Raw genomic sequence first — 20645 nt, forward strand, 5'->3', positions numbered from 1 at the left:
CACAAAATCGCCAGGCGACTGCTCCGCTACTGGCGAAGTCAAAAGCACCCACGTCGGCATCCAAGCAGCCACGGTGTGCTCGCAAATCAGCATTTTGGTATCGGGAGCTTTGCTGCCATAGTGATGGCAAGGCAGGAAAACAGGAGGCGCCCATGGCTCAGGACGGATTTCTCAAGGTCTCTCGCAGGGGCGTTCTGGCAGGGGGAGTGGCTTCGGCAGCGGCCAGCCGAGCGTCGATCGCATTTGCGCAGGAAAATTCCGGGGCTTCTGCCGTTGAGGCTACCGTGCCCCTCAAATTTACCGTGAACGGCGAAGATCGCCAGCTCGACCTCGATACGCGGACAACGCTTCTGGACGCCTTGCGTGAGCATTTGCAGCTAACCGGCACGAAGAAGGGATGCGATCATGGCCAATGCGGCGCTTGCACGGTGATGGTGAATGGCGAGCGGATCAATTCGTGTCTCAGCCTGGCGGTACAGCATGAGGGTGACGAGGTAACGACGATCGAAGGACTCGGCTCTGCCGACAAGCTCCACCCGATGCAGGCCGCATTCGTGAAGCACGATGGCTATCAGTGCGGCTATTGCACTCCGGGGCAGATCTGTTCGGCGGTCGCCGTGCTGGATGAGATTCGCAAAGGCATACCGAGCCATGTCACCGAAGATCTCGATGGGGCAATGCAGCCGAGCAATGTGGAGATGCGCGAACGGATGAGCGGCAATATCTGTCGCTGCGGCGCCTATTCCAACATCGCCGAGGCGATGGCCGAAGTGGCGGGAGCCTGATCATGCGCAGCTTTACTTACGAACGGGCGAAAACGGCGGCAGACGCGGCAAAGACGGTTGCAGAAACACAGGGTGCCAAATTCATCGCCGGCGGCACCAATCTGCTCGATCTGATGAAGATCGAGGTGGAGACGCCCACTCATCTCGTCGATGTACAGGACCTGGGCTTCGATGCGATCGAGGAAACGCCGGAAGGCGGGTTGCGGATCGGCGCGCTTGTTTCCAATACTGCCCTGTCTGCCCATCCTGTCGTGCGGCGGGATTACGCCGTGCTGACGCGGGCGATCCAGGCAGGCGCGTCGGGACAGTTGCGCAACAAGGCCACCACCGGCGGAAACCTGTTGCAGCGGACCCGCTGTGCATATTTCTACGACACCAACATGCCCTGCAACAAGCGCAAGCCGGGCGATGGCTGCGCCGCGCTAGGCGGTTTTTCGCGGCAGTTGGGTGTCATCGGCATTTCTGATGCCTGCATTGCCACTTATCCCGGAGACATGGCCGTGGCGCTACGGGTGCTCGACGCAGTGGTCGAAACCGTGAAACCAGACGGGACGGCGCGGGCGATACCGATTGCCGATTTCCATCGCCTCTGGGGCGACACCCCTCAGACCGAAACGGTGCTTGAGCCCGGCGAACTCATCACGGCCGTGGTTCTGCCGGAGCCGCTGGGCGGACAGCATTTCTACCAGAAAGTCCGCGATCGTCGGTCATACGCCTTTGCGCTGGTGTCTGTGGCGGCGGTCATACAGGCTGACGGCACGGGACGCGTTGCTTTCGGCGGTGTAGCGCCCAAGCCGTGGCGTGTGGAGGCAGCGGACGCGCTGCTTCAGCAAGGCGCATCGGCTGTGGTGGCCAAGGCTTTTGCCGATGCCCGTCCGACCGAACAGAACAAGTTCAAGATCCCGCTCGCCGAACGGGCACTTGCGGGCATCCTTGCAGACGCGAGAGGCTGATCAGATGGAATTTAACGCTCCTGCGACTGAGAACCTGTTCGACCGCGCCAAGCTGGTCGGCAAGTCCACTCCGCGTATCGACGGGCCGCTCAAGGTGTCGGGCGCCGCGCCCTATGCGGCAGAGCGCCACGACGTCGTCGATGGTCAGGCCTATGGCTGGATCGTCGGCGCGGCGATTGCCAAGGGCCGGATCCGGTCGATGGAGCTGGGCGATGCCCGCCGGGCGCCCGGGGTCATCGCGATCGTTGCGGCGACCGAACATGAGCCGGTTGGGACCAGCCCCTACAATCACGCGCCGCTCTTCGGCGGCCGCGACATCGCCCACTACCATCAGGCGATCGCCGTCGTGGTGGCCGAGACGTTCGAACAGGCCAGAGCCGCAGCGAGCCTGATCCGGACGCAATACGATGCCGCCGATGGCGTTCACGATCTTGCCCGCGTCAAAGGCGCGGCCAAAATCGGCACCGGCTTCAGCGGCGAATCGATGAAGGACACCCTGGGCGATTTCGATGGGGCTTTCGGCGGTGCGGCCGTAAAGATCGATGCCACTTACACCACGCCTGACGAAGCGCATGCGATGATGGAACCGTTTGCCACCATAGCTGCCTGGGAAGGCGACAAGCTGACGGTGTGGACGTCGAACCAGATGATCAACTGGGGCAAAAGGGCGCTGGCATCGATCCTTGGTATCGAGGCCGACAATGTGCGGGTGGATTCGCCCTATGTCGGCGGCGGTTTCGGCGGGAAGCTGTTCATCCGCGCCGACGCGGTGATGGCTGCGCTAGGGGCCAAGGCGGCAAAGCGCCCGGTCAAGATCGCGATGCAGCGCCCGCTGATGTTCAACAATTCGACCCATCGCCCGGCCACCATCCAGCGCGTGCGCCTGGGGGCGGGATCGGATGGCAGGATCACCGCCATCGCGCATGAATGCTGGTCGGCAAATATCACCGGCGAGGATGGCGAACATGGCACGCTGCAAACGCCCAAGCTCTATACCGGCGCCAACCGGCTGACCGCTTCCTATGTCTCGCAGATCGATCTTCCGGAAGGCAATGCCATGCGCGCCCCGGGCGAAGCGCCGGGTCATATGGCGCTTGAGGTCGCGATGGACGAACTGGCCGAACAGGCGGGCATCGATCCTGTGGAACTGCGTATCCTCAACGATGCACACGGTGTCGTTCCGGGCGACCCCGAAACCAAGATATCGGATCGCCATCTCGCCCGCTGTCTGAAGGAAGGGGCCGAACGCTTCGGTTGGTCCGAACGCAAGGCCCAGCCAGGGCAGGCGCGCAACGGTCGCTGGCTGACCGGCATGGGCGTGGCTGCCGGATACCGTGCGGGTCCGACGGCCAAATCGGCTGCGCGTGTCAGCCTGTCCGCGGACGGCACGCTCAAGGTCGAAACCGACATGACCGATATCGGCACCGGCTCCTACACCATCATTGCGCAGACCGCCGCCGAAACCATGGGCCTCCCGCTCGATAGCGTAACGGTTGAGCTGGGTGACTCGAACTTCCCCGTCTCGTCGGGCTCCGGCGGCCAATGGGGCGCGGCAAGTTCGACGGCGGGCGTGTACGCAGCCTGCGTCAACCTACGCCGGATGATTGGCGAAAAGCTTGATTTCGATGGCGATGCGGCGGATTTCCAAGGAGGCCGCGCGACGCTGGATGGACAGGGCTGGCAGATCACCGAAGCCGGGGCACTCAGTGCCGATGGCGAAATGACCTATGGCGATTTCAAATCGGATTACGACGTGGGCACCTATGCCGCCCATTTCGCCGAAGTGCGCGTCGATGCCTTTACCGGCGAAGTGCACATCACGCGCATGCTGGCCGTTTGCGATGCCGGGCGCATCCTGAACCCACTGTCCGCGCGCAGTCAGGTGATCGGCGGAATGGTCATGGCAGCGGGCGCGACACTGATGGAAGACCTGCATGTCGACAAAAGGTTCGGCTTTTTCGCCAATCATGATCTGGCCGGTTACGAAGTGCCGGTTCATGCGGACATTCCTCATCAGGAATGCATATTCCTCGACACGCTGGATCCCATCGTTTCCCCGATGAAGGCGAAGGGTGTGGGCGAACTTGGCATTTGCGGGCCCAATGCGGCGGTTGCCAATGCCGTTTACAACGCCACCGGCGTGCGCGTGCGCGAATACCCGATTACGGTCGATAAATATCTCGACCGGTTACCGGCGCTTGCGTGATCGCATCAGACGGGGTGCAAACCGCAAGGATGGCTGAAAACTCTGCCTGGCTGATGAGCGGGCTCGAAGACGATGTCCGGCCGCGTATGTTCGAGGTGGCAGATCGGGGCGAAGCCTTTGCCCTGGCCACCATAGTGAAGGCCGATGGCGGCCCGCGGCCAGTTGGTGCACAGATGGTCGTCACCGCGCGAGAAAGCTGGGGCTTTCTGTCGGGTGGCTGCATCGAAGACGACGTGGCGCTGAATGCGCGCGAGGTAATCGATGACGGGCAACCCCGCGCTATCGTCTATGGAACCGGAAGTCCGCTGATTGACATCCGCCTGCCCTGTGGCGGCAGTATCGAAGTGATCATCGAACGGGTGTCGCCGACCGATGCGGCGCTTGCCGATCTGCGATCGCTCACTTCTGCGCGACGACCTGCTGTCTGGATCAGCGATGGACTGCTGCGAAGATGCATTGCGCTGGGCCATGGCGACGACACCGCGCCCGCCCTGATCGTCCGTCATTACGTTCCGTGTCAGAGGCTGGTGGTCGTCGGCTCCGATCCCTTTGCACTGGCGATTGCGGGGCTCGGCCAGACAGTCGGCTGGGACGTATCCATTCTCGCTCCATTCGGACCGCAAGCCCATCCGCCCATTGGCGTATCCTATGATCGGCGGACCCTTGCAGAGGCCATGAACGATCCGGCGCCCGACCGCTGGACGGCCGTCGCCGTGGCGACTCACGATCTCGAACAGGATGAAAGCGCTTTGATCCCAGCCCTGCAATCGCCTGCAGGCTATGTCGGAGTGCTCGGCTCGCGTCGTAAGCTGGACCAACGCCTCGCCGGCCTGCGGTCTGCCGGGTTGGATCAACCGGCGATCGCACGGCTTTCGGCTCCCATTGGTCTGAACATCGGGGCGTCGTCTCCATGGGAGGTGGCACTGTCGGTCGTCGCCGAAATAGTTGACGCCTCCCGCGGCGACACACGCCGCGTCGTTGCTCCCTCGCGCAAACCGCATGTCGCGGCCTGAAGCGACCGGGTGCCATGCCATCGTCCTCGCCGCGGGGGCGGGTAGTCGGTTCGGAGGCGGGAAGCTGCTTGCCCCTTTTCGCGGACGCCCGCTCATCCACTGGTCCGTCGCAGCAGCCCTTTCATCATGCGTAACCAGTGTAACGGCTGTTCTTGGAGCGCGGGCCGACGACGTCGCGGCAGCCTTGGCACCGTTCGCCGGTCGCCGTCTTTCTCTGGTTCGCTGCAGGCATTGGGAAGAAGGGTTGTCGGCGTCGCTGACATACGGGCTGCGAACGCTGCCACAGGACACGCGCGCGGTAGCGATCTTCCTGGGCGACATGCCCGATCTCGATCCCGGACTGGCCGATCGTGTGCTGACAGAGGTAGTTGGCGGCGCCCCGGCAGCGTATCCCGAGTGTAAAGGTCTCCCGGGGCATCCGGTGGCTTTGTCCAACGAGCTATTTCCTCTGATCGAAAGTCTCAAGGGCGATCAGGGCGCTCGCGCCGTATTTGCCGGCCAAAGCGGTGTTATCCGTGTTCCAACCGACGATCCCGGCTCCATTGCCGATATCGACACAAGGCACGATCTGAAGCGGCTGGGACCTTAGCCCGTTCGTTTCGACCTAGATCGTGAAATCCAGCCGATATCCGGGAGCATAGTGCAACGCCATGGTCGTGACAGAGCGTTCGCCGAGCCACGTCGTTCGGCGCATGGTGAAAAGCGCCTCTCCGCGCCCGATACTCAGTATTTGCGCTGTTCTCGCTTCAGCCGATATCGCCGACAGTTCTACCTCGCCGCGCGTGAAGGGGACTTTGCGAACCAACCATTCGTTTGCGCTCAGCGTGCCGAAGTCGGCGGTTTCGAAATCGGGTACGGTAGCAAGGTTTACCCAGCGCATTTCGAAAGCGAAAGGCTGCCCATCCGCAAGATGCAGGGTCTCCAGATAGGCTGCCTCTTCGTCTTCCGGGATCTGAAGGCCAAGCGAAGTTGGGACGGGTGGCCGCGTCGTCCGGCGCTTTACGATCTCGCAACTGTAGGCTCGTCCCATGTCTTCAACCTGTTCGCGCACCAGCGGAATGCGGAGCTGCGCCTGGGGCAGGGGCAGTGGGCGTACGCGGGTGCCGCCCTTGCGCTTGCGTTCCACGATGCCTTCTTCGGCCAAGGCCTGAAGAGCGCGATTCACCGTGGTCCGCGAACAGCCATACTGCTCGGCGAAATCGACCTCGCCCGGGATCAGTTCACCCAGTTTCCATTCGCCCGCCACGATGCGGGCGCGAATTGCTTCGCGAATGCCGCGGTGCGTTTGTGCATTCACAGGGCGGCGCCCAGTTCCCGGATAGTGCGGGCGAAGCGCGCACGGATGTCGGCAGCGCGAATATGCTCACCGCCTTGCACGATGTGGCGGCCCGCCGACCACAGATCGCTAACGGCGGGTGCTTCCACGCCGAAAATCCACGCATCGAGCCGCTGGTCCGGTTGTGGCCAGTCGAGGAAGGGCAGATCATCGCGCAGGCCGACGATATCGGCCCGCATCCCGATTTCGATAATGCCTGCTTTCCGTCCGATTGCCTGCGCACCGCCGCGAGCCGCCCGCTCGTAAAGATAGCGCCCGTTGGACCGGGTCGCGTCATCGGTCAGCACCGCGCGCTGGCGGTGCTTCAGTCGCTGCGAAACTTCGAGCATGCGCAGTTCTTCCGCAACCGACAGGCGAATGTTGGAATCCGAACCGATGCCGTAGCGCCCGCCAGCCGCGAAATAGTCACGGGCCGCGAAAATCCCGTCGCCAAGGTTCGCCTCGGTGGTCGGGCAAAGGCCCGCCACCGCGCCCGAAGCGGCAAGGGCCTTAACCTCGTTTGCATCGAGATGAGTTGCATGGATCAGGCACCAGCGCTCGTCCACCGGCATATTGTCGATCAGCCAGCGAACAGGACGCGCGCCCAGATGGCCCTCTACCTCTTCAACTTCCCTGATTTGCTCAGCGGCATGGATATGGATGGGCCCTTCAGGGCAGAGCGCCAGGCATGCCTCGATCCCGTCCCGATCGACCGCCCGGAGCGAATGCGGCGCAACGCCAAGGCGGAAGTCTTCCGGAAGACTGCGGCTGTTGTCAGCAATCCGCGCATACAGCGCCTCGAACTGATCGACGCTATTGCCGAACCGCAACTGGCCACCATTCAGCGAACGCCTGTCCAGCCCGCCATAAGTATAGAGCACCGGCAGGTGGGTGAGCCCCATGCCACTGGTCTGGCTCGCCGCAAAGATGGCGTTGGACAATTCGGCGATGTCGTCGAACTTCTCGCCGCCGACCTGGTGGTGTACGTAATGGAATTCGGCCGATGCGGAATAGCCCGCCTGTGCCATTTCCATCTGCACCAGTGCGGCGATGGATTCGATGTGGTCCGGCGTCAGTATATCCAGAAACCGGTACATCACTTTCCGCCAGGTCCAGAAATCGTCCGCCCCCTGCGGGCCACGCGCTTCGGCTAGCCCCGCCATGGCGCGCTGAAAGCTGTGCGTGTGGACATTGGCGAGGCCGGGCAGGGCAGTTCCAACCGCAGTGGCGGGATCGAAACCGCGCGGGGATATCTCCTTGATAGTGCCAAGCTCGTCGACATGAATGGCATGGTCGGCAAGCCATCCAGAGGGCGTTAGAACCTGCCGTGCGGAGATGATGCCAGCCATTTACCGTTGCGCCTTTCTGGTATTATGTGCATACATAATCACACGGTAAGGAGATGCGCAAGAGTATGGCAGGCCGAGTCTTCACCCATTGCAAAGCCGCGACGCTGGTCGCAGGGGCGACGGGCTATGGTCTGGTCGAAGACGCTGCGATTGCAGTGCAAGGGGGGCGGGTTTCCTGGGTCGGGGATGCAACCGATCTGCCGCAGGATTACGCCGAGTGGGAGAAGGTCGAGCTGGAGGGGGCACTCGTCACGCCCGCGCTGGTCGATTGCCACACGCATCTCGTTTTTGGCGGCGATCGCAGCCGCGAATTTGCACTTCGTCTCCAAGGCGCGAGCTATGAAGAGATCGCGAAGGCCGGTGGCGGCATCCGTTCGACTGTTTCTGCGACGCGGGAAGCAACGGATGAGGACCTGCTTGCCAGCGCCTTGCGCCGCGTCGACGATTTGCTCGCAGACGGTGTCGCGGTGATCGAAGTGAAATCGGGCTATGGGCTGACCATCGAACAGGAAATGCGCATGCTGCGCGTGGCGCGCGCGATCGAGGGGCACCGCCCCGTCCGCATCCGCACCAGCTGGCTCGCGGCCCACGCGCTGCCCCCCGAATTCGAGGGCGAGACCGACCGCTACATCGACGAAATCGTGATCCCGGGCCTCGAGGCCGCCGTCGCCGAAGGTCTGGTCGATGCGGTCGACGGGTTTTGCGAAAGCATCGGCTTTTCGCCCGCGCAGATCCGCAAGGTGTTCGACAAGGCACGCGAACTGGGCGTGCGGGTCAAGCTGCATGCCGAACAGCTGAGCGACCTCAAAGGCTCGGTAATGGCCGCCGAATATGGCGCCTTGTCCGCCGATCATCTCGAATGGCTCGCGCCCAAGGACGCTGCCATCTTGGCGGAGAAGGGCGTGGTCGCGGTCCTCCTGCCGGGGGCATTCTATGCCCTGCGCGAAACGCGCCTGCCGCCGCTGGACGCGCTACGCGCAAACGGTGTGGCGATGGCGCTCGCCACCGATTGCAATCCGGGCAGCTCACCCATGTCCTCGCTGCGCCTCGCCATGAACATGGGGTGCACCCTCTTTCACATGACTCCCGAAGAAGCGCTCGCCGGGGCGACCCGCCATGCCGCGAAGGCGCTGGCGCTGGAGGAGGACCACGGCACGATCGAGGCGGGCAAGCGCGCCGACCTCGCGGTATGGGATGTCTCCCACCCCGATTATCTCAGCTACTGGATCGGCGGGCACTTGCTGCGCGGCCGGATCACTGCAGGATCATATCACGATGCTTGAATTGTCGCCCGGTTCGCTGGGGTTGGCGCAGATCGAGGAACTGTACCGTTCGGCCGGCTCCTTCCGGATCGACCAGCCGGCGATGGATGCCGTAGCCCAGTCGGCCGACCGCCTCGGCGCGGCGCTCGGCTCGGGCGAGGCGATCTACGGCGTCAACACCGGCTTCGGCAAACTCGCCAGCGTGCGCATCGGCGAAACCGATCTCGGCACGCTCCAGCGCAATCTGGTGCTTTCGCACAGCGCGGGCTTCGGCCCGCCGCTCGATCCGCAGATCGTGCGCTTCATCATCGCGCTCAAGTGCCTTTCGCTGGGGCGCGGGGCATCCGGGGTCCGGCCCGTGGTCGTCGAACGGTTGCAGCAGCTGGTCGAGGCTGGCGTGACCCCCGTGGTCCCGGAAAAGGGATCGGTCGGCGCATCGGGCGATCTGGCGCCGCTGGCCCATGTCGCCGCCACCCTGATCGGGGAGGGCGACGCCTTCTACAAGGGCGAACGCATGGCGGCGGGCGCGGCGCTGCAACGCGCCGGTCTCGAACCGGTCGAGCTCGAAGCCAAGGAAGGGCTCGCGCTGCTCAATGGCACGCAGGTGTCCACCGCTCTGGCCTTTGCCGCGCTGTTCGACAGCTGGCGGCTGGCGATCAATTCGCTCGTCACCACGGCGCTGTCGCTCGATGCGGCGATGGGTTCGACCGCGCCGTTTCATGACGAGATTCACCGGCTGCGCGGCCATCGCGGCCAGATCGTGGCGGCGCAGATCATTCGCGACCTGCTCGACGGATCGCAGATCCGCGAAAGTCACCGCGAAGACGATCTGCGCGTGCAGGACCCCTATTGCCTGCGCTGCGCACCGCAGGTGATCGGCGCCTGTCTCGACCAGCTGGCGCATGCCGGCGAAGTCCTGCGGATCGAGGCCAATGCCGCGACCGACAACCCGCTGGTGCTGAGCGACGGCACCATCGTGTCGGGCGGCAATTTCCACGCGGAACCCGTCGGCATGGCGGCAGACGGTATCGCCATCGCCGTGTCCGAAATCGGTGCCATTGCCCAGCGGCGCATCGCGCTGCTGGTCGATCCGGCCTTGAGCTTCGGGCTGCCCGCCTTCCTGGCGCCGTCGCCGGGCCTGCAATCGGGGCTGATGATCGCCGAGGTCACCAGCGCCGCCCTGATGAGCGAGAACAAGGCGCTGGCCAATCCGCGCGTGGTCGATTCCACCCCCACGTCCGCCAATCAGGAAGACCATGTGTCCATGGCCTGCCACGGCGCGCGCCGTCTGATCGAGATGAACGGCAATCTGGCCGCTATCGTCGGGATCGAGGCGATGACGGCGGCACAGGGGGTCGAGTTTCGCGCGCCTCTCGCCACCAGCGACACGCTGGGCGCGGTCATCGCGCGTATCCGCGACGCCTCGCCCACGCTTACCGAAGACCGGCTGATGGAACCCGATATCGCCGCCATGGCGCAATTGCTGGGCTCCAAGCTCCTGAGTGAAGGCGTTGCCTGTTCCTCGATCGCGGATTTCGCCGGGTGAGCCCGGTCAGGGTCATCCCGGGCGACGGCCCGATCGTGCTGGCCCAGCCGCATTCGGGCACTTTCGCGCCGCAGGATATCGCGGCGAACCTGACCGCGCGGGGCCGCAAGCTCGCCGATACGGACTGGCACATTCCGCAGCTCTACGACGGCCTGTTGCCCGATGCCACGATCGTGCGGGCCGAATTCAATCGTTATGTGATCGATGCCAACCGCCCGCCCGATGGCGCCACGCTGTATCCCGGGCAGAACACCACCGGGCTGGTCCCGATGGTCGATTTCGAAAACCACCCCCTGTGGCTCGAAGAACCGGGCGACGCCGAAATCGCGCGCCGTCGTGAGGCGTTCCACCACCCCTATCACGCGGCCCTGCAGTCCGAACTGGACCGGGTGCGCGGCCTCCACGGTTTCGCCGTGCTCTACGATTGCCATTCTATCCAGTCATGCCTGCCGTTTCTGTTCGAAGGCCGGCTGCCCGATCTCAACATCGGCACCGACAATGGCGCGACCTGCCATCCCGCAATTGAGGCAGCGGTCGCGAACGCCTGCGCCGCCGGACCCTATAGCCATGTCGTCAACGGGCGGTTCCGCGGCGGCTGGACCACGCGGCATTACGGCCGGCCCGACCGCAAGGTTCACGCGATCCAGATGGAGATCGCGCAATCGACCTATCTCGAAGCGGAGGAACCGCCCTTCGCCTATTCCCCCGACAAGGCCGCCAGCCTGCGCGATACGCTCGCCGCTGTGTTCGGCGGCATCCAGAGCACTTTCGGAGACCTTGCATGAGTATCGACCGCCGCAACGCCCGCGACATCAAGGCGCCGACCGGCCCCGAACTCACCTGCGGCAGCTGGCAGACCGAGGCGCCGTTCCGCATGATCCAGAACAATCTCGACCGCGAGGTGGCGGAGAACCCTGACGAGCTGGTGGTCTATGGCGGCATCGGCCGCGCGGCGCGCAGCTGGAGCGATTTCGAAGCGATCCTTTCGAGCCTCAGGACCCTGGCGGACGACGAGACGCTGCTGGTGCAGTCGGGCAAGCCCGTGGGCGTGTTCCGCACGCACGCCGATGCCCCGCGCGTGCTGATCGCGAATTCGAACATCGTGCCGCACTGGGCGAACTGGGACCATTTCAGCGAGCTCGATAGGAAGGGCCTGATGATGTACGGCCAGATGACGGCCGGTTCGTGGATCTACATCGGCACGCAGGGTATCGTTCAGGGCACCTACGAGACCTTCGTCGAGGCGGGCCGCCAGCATTATGGCGGCGATCTGACGGGCAAGTGGATCCTGACCGGCGGGCTTGGCGGCATGGGCGGGGCGCAGCCGCTCGCCGCGGCGATGGCCGGGGCCTGCTGCCTGGCGGTCGAATGCAATCCCGAGAGCATCGATTTCCGCCTGCGCACGCGCTATCTCGACGAGAAGGCCGAAAACCTGGACGAAGCGCTCGCCCTGATCGAGCGCTGGACCGCCGCGGGCGAGGCGAAGTCGGTCGGCCTGCTGGGCAACGCCGCCGAAATCTTCCCCGAACTGGTGAAGCGCGGCGTGCGGCCCGACATCGTAACCGACCAGACCAGCGCGCACGATCCGGTTAACGGCTACCTGCCCGAAGGCTGGACCATGGGCGAATGGCGCGCCAAACGCGAAAGCGATCCCAAGGCGGTGGAGAAGGCCGCGCGCGCATCCATGCGCAGGCAGGTCGAAGCCATGATCGCCTTCTGGGAGGCGGGCGTGCCGACGCTCGATTACGGCAACAACATCCGTCAGGTCGCGCTGGAGGAAGGGCTGGAAAATGCCTTTGCCTTCCCCGGTTTCGTGCCTGCCTATATCCGCCCGCTGTTCTGCCGCGGGATCGGCCCGTTCCGCTGGGCCGCGCTGTCGGGCGATCCGGAAGACATCTACAAGACCGACGCCAAGGTGAAGGAACTGCTGCCCGACAACCATGCCTTGCACAACTGGCTCGACATGGCGCGCGAACGGATCGCCTTCCAGGGCCTGCCGGCACGGATCTGCTGGGTCGGGCTGGGCGACCGCCACCGCCTGGGCATGGCGTTCAACGAGATGGTCGCCAGCGGCGAGCTGAAAGCACCGGTGGTGATCGGTCGCGACCATCTCGACAGCGGATCCGTCGCCAGCCCCAACCGCGAAACCGAAGCGATGAAGGACGGCTCGGATGCAGTCAGCGACTGGCCGCTGCTCAACGCGCTGCTCAACACGGCGAGCGGGGCGACCTGGGTCAGCCTGCATCACGGGGGCGGGGTCGGCATGGGCTTTTCGCAGCATTCGGGCATGGTCATCGTGGCCGACGGGACCGAAGACGCCGCGCGCCGGCTCGAACGCGTGCTGTGGAACGACCCGGCCAGCGGCGTGATGCGCCACGCCGATGCGGGCTACGAGGATGCGCTCGATTGCGCGCGGGAAAAGGGCCTGCAGCTTCCCGGCATTCTGGGCGCATAGGTCCACGTATTTCGCGGACCCTTGCCGACCGTTGGTCAAGAGGGCTTTGCTACCGGAGCGAGTGCAGCTAGCCTCCCGGCGCATATCTGGGGAGCTACATCAATGAGCCGTAATTTCAGCCGCCTCGCATCGGCGATCGCCATCGCTTGCGCCACCGTGTCCGTGCCTGCCTTCGCACAGGATCATTCGGGGCACCATGCCGGCATGTCTGCCAGCGAACACGATGCTGCCAAACTGCATGCACTTTTCGAGCGCAGCGAAGCCGAAGCGCTCGATCGCAATCCCATTACCGCCTTCTTTCGCGGGGACTTTTCCGATGCGGACAAGCTGGGAGATTTCTCTCCCGCCAGCTACGCCGAAGAGCGCGCCGCTGCGGAGGCGAATCTGGCCGAACTGGCGACCGTGGACCGCGATGCACTGAGCGAAACCGATCGCATCGCCTATGATGTCTTCGAATACACCCAACAGCGGACGCTGGCGATGACCTCGCCCGAGATACTGCCCACCGTGCTTGCGCTGCCGATCGATCATTTCCGCGGGATGCATGTGTTCTACCCGCGTTTTTCCGCGCCCGGCGCGCTGATGCCGTACGACACGGTCGAGGACTACGAAAACAATTTCAGCCGTCACCGTGAAATGGCGAAGATCGTCGATCAGGCGATCGCGCGCTTCAAGACTGGCGCCGCATCGGGCATCACTTTGCCGCGCATGTCGGTAGAATTGATGATCGAACAACTCGATCTTCAGCTCGATGCGCCGATCGAAGAAAGTCCCTACTGGTCTCCGGTTGCAAATTTCCCCGACAGCATTTCGCAGGCCGAACAGGAACGGCTGACGAAGGAGCATCGCGAGGTACTTACCGGCACGTTGATGCCTGCGTTCAAGAAGCTGCGGGATTATCTGGCCAACGAATATCTGCCGCAAGCGCGCACAAGCATTGCTGCAACCGACAACCCCGGCGGCGAAGCTTACTATGCCTATCGCATCGAGGATAACACGACCCTCCCGCTGACCGCGCAGCAGGTCCACGACACCGGTCTCGCCGAAGTCGCGCGCATCAACACTGCGATCGAGGAAGCGAAAGCGGAGGCCGCAGGGCGGACGGGTGAAACCTATACCAGCAAGGCGGACTTGCAGGCTGCGTGGTATGACGTCGCCGAACGGCTCGATCCGCTGATGGATCAACTGTTCCTGCGCATTCCAAAGACCGAACTGCGTATCGAACCTTACGAACCCTACCGTGAAAAGTTCAACCTTGCCGCCAGCTATATGGCTGGCAAAGCCGACGGATCGCGGCCAGGCACCTTCTATTTCAGCGGCTACAATGTTGCAGAGCGCAAGCTGGGCACGTCGATCGCGCTGTACATGCACGAGGGCAATCCCGGCCATCACTTCCAGTCTATGTTCGCTATCGAGAATGAGGAATTGCCCGAATTCATGCGCTATGGCGGGTTCACCGCTTTCAGCGAAGGCTGGGGCCTGTATGCCGAAAGCCTGGGTTACGAACTTGGCCTGTATGACGACCCGGTCGATCGTCTTGCAGCACTTCAGGGCGGTGAATTGCTGCGCGCCGTCCGGCTGGTTGTCGATACTGGTATGCACTCCCTTGGCTGGAGCCGCGATCAGGCGATCGAATATATGGTTGCCAACGGGCAACCCCGTGATTTCGCCGAGAGCGAAACCGCGCGCTACATCGTGATGCCCGCGCAAGCACTCGCCTACAAAACGGGTGAACTGAAGATCAAGGAACTGCGCGCCAAGGCGCAGGCCGCATTGGGCCAAAATTTCGACGTGCGCAGGTTCCATGAGCAGGTGCTCAATACAGGCGACATGCCGCTGCCGGTGCTGGAAGCCAAAATAGACGCGTGGATTGCCGGGGGTGGGCAGTGAGCGCAGCGAACGGGACCCGAACGGCCATGAACCGCATCGCTCTGACAGCCGCTTCCGCCTTAGCCATCGCTGTTACTGCGGTGGCGGCTCCGGCTGCGCTTGCCCAGCCTGGCACGGCTCCAACTGCTCAGCACGGCGAAGGGCAGAAGCTGCGCGATCTTCTCGCCCGAAGCGAAGCTGCTGCACTCGACCGCTCGCCCATATCCGCATTTTACAGGGGCGATTTTTCGGATGCCGACAAACTCGGCGATTTTTCTCCGGCAAGCTTTGCGGCTGACCGCGTAGCAACCGAAGCAGAGTTGGCCGAACTGGCAACGATTGATCGATCCGCGCTGGGCGCACAGGACCAGATCGCCTACGACACGTTCCGTTATGCCGGTGAGCGTACGCTCGCCGGGTTGCAGCCGGAAATCCTGAAAATCCGCTTGGCGCTGCCGCTGGATCACTTCACCGGCATTCAGGGCGATTATCCGGGGTTTTCCGCCCCCGATGGTGTGATGCCGTTCAAGACGCCGGGCGATTACGCCGCCAATATCGCTCGCCACGAGGCTTACGGGCAAATGGTGGAAGACGTCATCGCGCGGTTCGATAACGGGCTGGAACAGGGCATCACCCTGCCGCGACTGACGGTCGAGATGATGATCGAACAGCTCGACACACAGCTTTCGACGCCCGCCGAAGAGAATGCCTATTATGCGCCGCTGCGGGCACTGCCTGACAGTTTCACCGATGGTCAGAAAGAGCAGGCTCGTGCAGATTTGACAGCGTCGATCGATCAAACGCTCTATCCGGCAATCCGTCGGCTGCGGGCTTATCTGGCAGATACCTATCTTCCCAAGGCACGCGATACGGTTGGTCTTTCTGCCATGCCGGGCGGCGACGCCTTTTATGATTATCGCATCGCCGAAATGACCACTCTGCCGCTTACCGCGCAAGAGGTTCACGATCTCGGCCTGTCTGAAGTCGCGCGGATCAGCAAAGCTCGCGAGCAGACGATTGCGGAGCGAGGTGAACGTCGCCCGCAAATCTACAAAACGAAGGATACCCTGCAGGCAGCCTGGTACGAAACCGCCAAGGAAGTCGACAGCAAGATCGGACCGATGTTCCTCAGCGGACCCGAAACACCGCTGCGGATCGAGCCGTACGAACCCTATCGCGAACAGTTCTTCCTCGCGGCGTCCTATCAGGCTGGCGACCCCGAGCGCGATCGGCCGGGCACCTTCTACTTCAGCGGCTGGAACGCTGCCGAACGCGAACTGAGCCCCTCGGTCCGGCTCTACATGCACGAAGGCAACCCCGGCCATCACTACCAGATCATGTTCGCCATCGAAGACGAGAACCTGCCTGATACGCTAAAGCACGGCTGGTACACCGCGTTCGGCGAAGGATGGGCACTTTACGCCGAAAGCCTCGGGTATGAACTGGGTCTCTACGATGATCCGGTGGAGCGGCTGCAGGCTTTGGAGGATGGCGAGTTGAAACGCGCCGTCCGGCTGGTTGTCGATACCGGGATTCATGCCCTCGGATGGACCCGCCAGCAGGCGGCTGATTACATGGTCGAGAACGGCAGTGCGCGCGATTACGCGGAAAACGAGGTCGCTCGCTACATCGCCATGCCGGGGCAGGCGCTTGGCTACAAGATCGGCGAATTGAAAATCAAGGAACTGCGTGCTCGCGCCGAAGCGGCGCTAGGCGATGGTTTCGACATTCGCCGGTTCCACGATCAGGTGCTCAACAGCGGCAACGTCCCGCTCGCGGTACTGGAAGCCAAGATTGATGCATGGATCGCAGCCGGCGGCCAATAGCCTGATCGTGCAGTGGTAAAAAAGGGGGGCCGCGCGATCCAGTGTCGCGCGGCCCCCTTCTTGGTCTCTCAGGCGTCAGTCCGCGCTGGCGGTGCCGGTCGTGCCTGCAGGCAGATCGGGACGGGTGGCGGGTAGTTTCGCCTTGCGGTCGCCCGTCTTCAGATAGGTGTCGAACCAGCGCATCATACGCAGGTTATAATCGTACCGGGCGGCGGCCCTGCTATTGCCGTGACCTTCGCCCGGAAACAGGACGAGCCGCACTGGCACGTCGGGCTTGCGCACCTTCATGCTGCGATAAAGCTCGTAGCTCTGGCTGGGGGCAACGCGGGTATCTTCGGCGCCGTGCATGATCAGCAGCGGCGTGTTCGCCTTGTCGACATGGTAGATCGGCGAAACCTCCAGCATGGCCTGCCAGTCGTCCCACGGCCATTTGCCCGAATGCACATTGTACATCTCGTATGGGATGTCGGTCGTTCCAAACTTGCTGACCTGGTTGGAAATACCCACGAACATGACGCCGGCGGCGAACTCGTCGCTCAGTGCAGTTGCGGCCCAGCCGGTGGCGTAGCCGCCATAGGATCCGCCGGTGATGCCGGTACGGTCCGGATCGGCTATTCCCGCGTCGACGAGGGCACGCTTGGCATCGACCAGATCGGTGAATTCCGGATCGGTGTAATTGCCGGTGTGCTGCTTGGAAAAAGCCGTGCCGTAGCCGGTGGAGCCGCGATAATTGGGGAGGAACACGGCATAACCCTGTCCAGCGGCAACCTGTCCCGGCTTCGAATAGGCGGTCTGCCAGCCATTGCTGTCATGTGCTTCCGGGCCGCCATGGACGTTAAGGATCAGGGGCGCCCCACCACGCTTGGCCCCGCCGACGGGTTCGATCAGAACGCCTTCGACTTCCTGCCCGTCGCGCGCAGTATAGGTGAAGGCGCGCTGCTTGCCGAAGTCGATGTCCTTCAGCCAATCGTTATGGGTGGTCCAGCGCTGGAAGCCGTCGTCCTTCCAGACGAAGAGCTCGGTCGGATGCTTCGGGCTGCTCGCTTCCACAGCGATGGTGTTTCCGCCAGCCTGAATGCTCGACAGGATAAGCTCGCCCCCATCGTGTTCCGCAGCGACGGAACCGTCGGCATTATAGATCCGCAGAGCGCTCTGTGCGCCCTTGTGGATCACTGCCGCCAGCCGTCCGTCGGCCAGCCATTCGGCGTCGACCGCGGCTTCGGGCGCACCGGCGTTGAGCGCGCGATACTGCCCGGTCGCCATGTCGACCAGGTGCAGTGTCGTCTCAGCAGGATCGTTTATGTCGACCCCGGCAATCATCGAAAGCTGCGTCCCGTCCGGCGAAATCTCGATATCGCCCAGCTTGCCGGGCGTTTCGACCACGCGCAGCACCTTGCCGCTTGTCAGGTCGAGGATATGCGCGCGCTTCGAAGTATAGGCATCGTCGATCTGCGGAGTAGGCGCGCTGTCGACCACGGCATGGCGGCCATCGGGCGCAACGCGGAAGGCGCTGACATAGCCGGGGATCGTCACCGCCTTCGGATCGGTATCGAGCGTTTCGCCCACGCGGGCCGAGAACAGGCGCGTCAGCTTCGCTTCCTCTTCATAGACGATTGCATTGAAGCCGGCCTTGGACTGCTTGTCGCGCGCCTTGTCTTCCTCTGCTGCGGCGAGCATCCAGATTGTCGTGCCATCGGGTGACCAGGCATAGGAACGCACGCCGGCGCCGTCCACCGCAGCAAGTTTACGCTGCCCGCCGCCGTCGACCGGGATGCCCCATACGGCAGACTTTTCGTCCTCGTCCGCCCAGACGAAGCTGATCATCCGGCCATCGGGCGAGAAGGAAATGCCCGACACGTCGATGTCATCGGGCAGGAATGCGCGCGCATTGTTGGGGCCATAAGCGAGATTGAGGCGCTCTTCGGTGGAACCGTTCTCTTCACCGTCGGTCACATCGGGCAGGCTCGCGGTGGTATAGGCGATGCGGCTGCCATCGGACGACACGGCAATCGTGCCCACGCTTTCCAACCGGGCGACATCTTCCGGCGTCATCGGCCGGGCCTGTGCCTGCGCGGCGAGCGAGGCGGTGGCGAGCAGAATGCCCGCAGTTAACGGCGCGCGAAAAGTCATGTGTGTGCAATCCTCCTGAAACGTGTGGGACCGCTATACCGATCAGGGGCTAGGGGGCAAATTCCGGCACCGCGGGCTTTGCCTTGACGATTGTCGATCTGCGCGATGCCATCAGCGCGATCGCCACCGCCGCCAGCGTCACGATCCAGAATATGGCCACGAAGGGCGCTTCATTGCCCATCGTCATGCGCGCTGCCAGCGTCGCCGCGATACCCAGCGGCATGCCGATCGTGATGCCCCACCAGCTTGCCCTGATGGACGGGCGCGGGCTGCCCTTCCGGTCCTGCTTGTTCAACCAGATGAAGGTGCCCGTCGACACCACGATGGTGAGCGCGATCCCGAACACGATATAGGCCAGCTTTACCGCCAGGCCGCCGAAATTCCCGAAATGCAGGTTATAGATCGACGCCGCGATCTGCTGGCCGAGCGTCCCGTCCGCCAATCCGGCGGTGCCATTGAATGTCCCATCTGCGCCGAACGCGTAATATTCGCCGAAAATCAGGCGCTGGCCATGCACGCCGACAATCTGCACATGCTGCCCGCGCGTGCCGGGATCGTGCAGGATGGCATAGGAAACGCGGACCTCGGGATGGTTGCGGGCCATATAGTCCAGGGCGGGCGTCACCTTGGGCAGGGGCGCTGCTGCCTCGTCCCCGTCCGGTTCCGTTCCGAAAACAGGCGCAATCGCAGCCTCGCTATCCCCGTCATAGTCCGCTGCTGCCAGGCTGTAGCCCGAGATGTAGAACAGCCCGATCATCGCTCCCGTCAGAGCAATCGCGAGTGCAAAAGGCAGGGTCCACACCGCCAGCCTGTTATGCCAGTCGAGCGTGGACACTTCATCGTTACGCCGTGCGCGCAGACGAAACGCATCGCGGAAAATGCGCGGGTGCGCTACGATCCCGCTGACAGCCAGCGCTACGATCATTGCGCCGAACAGACCCACCAGGCTCATGCCCCAGATGGCCGGCAGGTTGAGCCGGTAATGCAAGGCCAGCAGGAACTCCGCCCAGGCGTTTTCTTCCGGCACGGCAATCGCGCCCTGCGCATCGATATGAAAGGCCTGCGTGTCCGTGGTGATCGTTGTACGGGGCAGCGCTTCCGTCGGCATGTGCACGTAAAGATGGGTAGTCGGTGTCGCGCCTTCCTCGGCTGCCACGACATTGGCGATACCCGCATCGACCGCTTGCGGTGCGATCCGGTCCATTTCGGGCGCACCCGGCTGTTCGAACCGCTGGATTTCCTCGAACAGCACGATGGCCGTGCCGGTCACGCAGATCAGGTAGAGCAGCGCGCAGCAGACGAGGCCGATGGCGGAATGGGCGGAAACCCCTTTGCGAACGGTTTGCTTGGCGAAGAGTGGCTTCACGAGCGGCCTCCCAGCAGGATGAGCGGAACGAGCGACAGGGTGAGCGGGATGGCCAGCATGGCGATTTGCGATGTGCGCTTCGTGCACATCAGCATCGCGAAGGTCAGCAACGGCCAGACGAGCGGAACAAGGCCGAGTACCATGACATTGCCATCGGCTTCTGCCACCGGCCAGCGCATGGCCAGATCGCGTGCGGCAAGGGCGATGGCGATTGTCACGACCAATGCCGCCGGTCCCGTCAGCGCGAAAGTCATCAGGCCGCGGCGCCAATCCCCGGCTTCGGCGCCGCTCGCCCCGTTTGCCGCGGCCCTTGCGCGCCGCGAAGCCTTGGGCATTTCAAAGGCGCCAGGGGCCAGTGCGATGCAGGCTGCGGCCGTCCCAACCAGCATTATCACGGTCAGACCCCACGCTCCTGCGCCGCTGCATCCGCCAGCGGCACCGACGGCGAGCAACAACCACCCGGCGGTGTTGTGCCGGACAGATCGACCTGTGCGGTGCCAGGAGTATCGCAATATCGCGATGCCGAGGATGGCAGACCCGGCGCTTGCGAGAATGAGCACGTCCCCCGCC

16 protein-coding genes are annotated in these 20645 nt (G+C 63.5%); 11 read left to right on the plus strand and 5 right to left on the minus strand.

Annotated features, from left to right (window positions below; translation table 11 throughout):
* Positions 1-152: 152 nt before the first annotated feature.
* Genes paoA through AC13F2_RS09260 form a run of 5 tightly spaced genes read left to right on the plus strand, consistent with a single transcriptional unit; the run spans position 153 to position 5546 of the window.
* A complete protein-coding gene (paoA, locus tag AC13F2_RS09240) occupies positions 153-785 on the plus strand; it encodes an aldehyde dehydrogenase iron-sulfur subunit PaoA (RefSeq protein WP_272019815.1) in 633 nt (210 codons plus the stop codon).
* Positions 786-787: 2 nt separating this feature from the next.
* The gene (locus AC13F2_RS09245) at positions 788-1738 is read left to right on the plus strand and encodes an FAD binding domain-containing protein (protein ID WP_397489178.1); all 951 of its coding nucleotides are present in this window, start codon (positions 788-790) and stop codon (positions 1736-1738) included.
* 4 nt (positions 1739-1742) lie between these two features.
* Positions 1743-3944, plus strand: a complete 2202-nt coding sequence (paoC, locus tag AC13F2_RS09250; RefSeq protein ID WP_482964307.1) for an aldehyde oxidoreductase molybdenum-binding subunit PaoC — start codon at positions 1743-1745, stop codon at positions 3942-3944.
* A 29-nt stretch (positions 3945-3973) separates the two neighbouring features.
* Positions 3974-4957 (plus strand): XdhC family protein, encoded by a 984-nt coding sequence (locus tag AC13F2_RS09255; protein WP_482964306.1) that lies wholly within the window; start codon positions 3974-3976, stop codon positions 4955-4957.
* On the plus strand, positions 4944-5546 hold the full coding sequence (locus AC13F2_RS09260) for a nucleotidyltransferase family protein (protein ID WP_482964305.1): 603 nt from the start codon (positions 4944-4946) through the stop codon (positions 5544-5546). The genes AC13F2_RS09255 and AC13F2_RS09260 overlap by 14 nt, the downstream gene beginning before the upstream one ends.
* A 15-nt stretch (positions 5547-5561) precedes the next feature.
* Here the strand turns inward: AC13F2_RS09260 and AC13F2_RS09265 are convergent, their stop codons facing one another.
* Both AC13F2_RS09265 and AC13F2_RS09270 read right to left on the minus strand, forming a co-directional pair.
* The gene (locus tag AC13F2_RS09265) at positions 5562-6254 is read right to left on the minus strand and encodes a GntR family transcriptional regulator (protein ID WP_482964304.1); all 693 of its coding nucleotides are present in this window, start codon (positions 6252-6254) and stop codon (positions 5562-5564) included.
* Positions 6251-7621: a formimidoylglutamate deiminase gene (locus tag AC13F2_RS09270; protein WP_482964303.1), complete on the minus strand. Its 1371-nt coding sequence runs from the start codon at positions 7619-7621 to the stop codon at positions 6251-6253. The genes AC13F2_RS09265 and AC13F2_RS09270 overlap by 4 nt, the downstream gene beginning before the upstream one ends.
* A gap of 65 nt (positions 7622-7686) precedes the next feature.
* Between AC13F2_RS09270 and hutI the strand changes: the two genes are divergently transcribed.
* The 6 genes from hutI (at position 7687) to AC13F2_RS09300 (ending at position 16579) form a co-directional block, all read left to right on the plus strand.
* A complete protein-coding gene (gene hutI / locus AC13F2_RS09275; RefSeq protein ID WP_482964302.1) occupies positions 7687-8904 on the plus strand; it encodes an imidazolonepropionase in 1218 nt (405 codons plus the stop codon).
* Positions 8897-10429: a histidine ammonia-lyase gene (gene hutH / locus AC13F2_RS09280; RefSeq protein WP_482964301.1), complete on the plus strand. Its 1533-nt coding sequence runs from the start codon at positions 8897-8899 to the stop codon at positions 10427-10429. The genes hutI and hutH overlap by 8 nt, the downstream gene beginning before the upstream one ends.
* A complete protein-coding gene (hutG, locus tag AC13F2_RS09285; protein ID WP_482964300.1) occupies positions 10426-11214 on the plus strand; it encodes an N-formylglutamate deformylase in 789 nt (262 codons plus the stop codon). The genes hutH and hutG overlap by 4 nt, the downstream gene beginning before the upstream one ends.
* Positions 11211-12884 (plus strand): urocanate hydratase, encoded by a 1674-nt coding sequence (gene hutU, locus AC13F2_RS09290; RefSeq protein ID WP_482964299.1) that lies wholly within the window; start codon positions 11211-11213, stop codon positions 12882-12884. The genes hutG and hutU overlap by 4 nt, the downstream gene beginning before the upstream one ends.
* Before the next feature lie 102 nt (positions 12885-12986).
* On the plus strand, positions 12987-14774 hold the full coding sequence (locus AC13F2_RS09295; protein ID WP_482964298.1) for a DUF885 domain-containing protein: 1788 nt from the start codon (positions 12987-12989) through the stop codon (positions 14772-14774).
* Between the two features lie 26 nt (positions 14775-14800).
* Positions 14801-16579: a DUF885 domain-containing protein gene (locus AC13F2_RS09300; protein ID WP_482964297.1), complete on the plus strand. Its 1779-nt coding sequence runs from the start codon at positions 14801-14803 to the stop codon at positions 16577-16579.
* 75 nt (positions 16580-16654) lie between these two features.
* Here the strand turns inward: AC13F2_RS09300 and AC13F2_RS09305 are convergent, their stop codons facing one another.
* The 3 genes from AC13F2_RS09305 to AC13F2_RS09315 are packed head-to-tail and all read right to left on the minus strand — an operon-like array spanning position 16655 to position 20635.
* Positions 16655-18709 (minus strand): S9 family peptidase, encoded by a 2055-nt coding sequence (locus AC13F2_RS09305; RefSeq protein ID WP_482964296.1) that lies wholly within the window; start codon positions 18707-18709, stop codon positions 16655-16657.
* Positions 18710-18758: 49 nt separating this feature from the next.
* On the minus strand, positions 18759-20075 hold the full coding sequence (locus tag AC13F2_RS09310) for a PepSY-associated TM helix domain-containing protein (protein ID WP_482964295.1): 1317 nt from the start codon (positions 20073-20075) through the stop codon (positions 18759-18761).
* Positions 20072-20635: a hypothetical protein gene (locus AC13F2_RS09315; protein ID WP_482964294.1), complete on the minus strand. Its 564-nt coding sequence runs from the start codon at positions 20633-20635 to the stop codon at positions 20072-20074. The genes AC13F2_RS09310 and AC13F2_RS09315 overlap by 4 nt, the downstream gene beginning before the upstream one ends.
* Positions 20636-20645: the final 10 nt, after the last annotated feature.

This window comes from Qipengyuania sp. L-5Y (assembly GCF_056859455.1).

What these genes read in the sequence shown, in the direction of transcription:
- paoA (WP_272019815.1), top strand. Translation starts at nt 153, where the DNA reads ATGGCTCAGGACGGATTTCTCAAGGTCTCTCGCAGGGGCGTTCTGGCA.
- AC13F2_RS09245 (WP_397489178.1), top strand. Translation starts at nt 788, where the DNA reads ATGCGCAGCTTTACTTACGAACGGGCGAAAACGGCGGCAGACGCGGCA.
- paoC (WP_482964307.1), top strand. Translation starts at nt 1,743, where the DNA reads ATGGAATTTAACGCTCCTGCGACTGAGAACCTGTTCGACCGCGCCAAG.
- AC13F2_RS09255 (WP_482964306.1), top strand. Translation starts at nt 3,974, where the DNA reads ATGGCTGAAAACTCTGCCTGGCTGATGAGCGGGCTCGAAGACGATGTC.
- AC13F2_RS09260 (WP_482964305.1), top strand. Translation starts at nt 4,944, where the DNA reads ATGTCGCGGCCTGAAGCGACCGGGTGCCATGCCATCGTCCTCGCCGCG.
- AC13F2_RS09270 (WP_482964303.1), bottom strand. Translation starts at nt 7,621, where the DNA reads ATGGCTGGCATCATCTCCGCACGGCAGGTTCTAACGCCCTCTGGATGG.
- hutI (WP_482964302.1), top strand. Translation starts at nt 7,687, where the DNA reads ATGGCAGGCCGAGTCTTCACCCATTGCAAAGCCGCGACGCTGGTCGCA.
- hutH (WP_482964301.1), top strand. Translation starts at nt 8,897, where the DNA reads ATGCTTGAATTGTCGCCCGGTTCGCTGGGGTTGGCGCAGATCGAGGAA.
- hutU (WP_482964299.1), top strand. Translation starts at nt 11,211, where the DNA reads ATGAGTATCGACCGCCGCAACGCCCGCGACATCAAGGCGCCGACCGGC.
- AC13F2_RS09295 (WP_482964298.1), top strand. Translation starts at nt 12,987, where the DNA reads ATGAGCCGTAATTTCAGCCGCCTCGCATCGGCGATCGCCATCGCTTGC.
- AC13F2_RS09300 (WP_482964297.1), top strand. Translation starts at nt 14,801, where the DNA reads ATGAACCGCATCGCTCTGACAGCCGCTTCCGCCTTAGCCATCGCTGTT.
- AC13F2_RS09305 (WP_482964296.1), bottom strand. Translation starts at nt 18,709, where the DNA reads ATGACTTTTCGCGCGCCGTTAACTGCGGGCATTCTGCTCGCCACCGCC.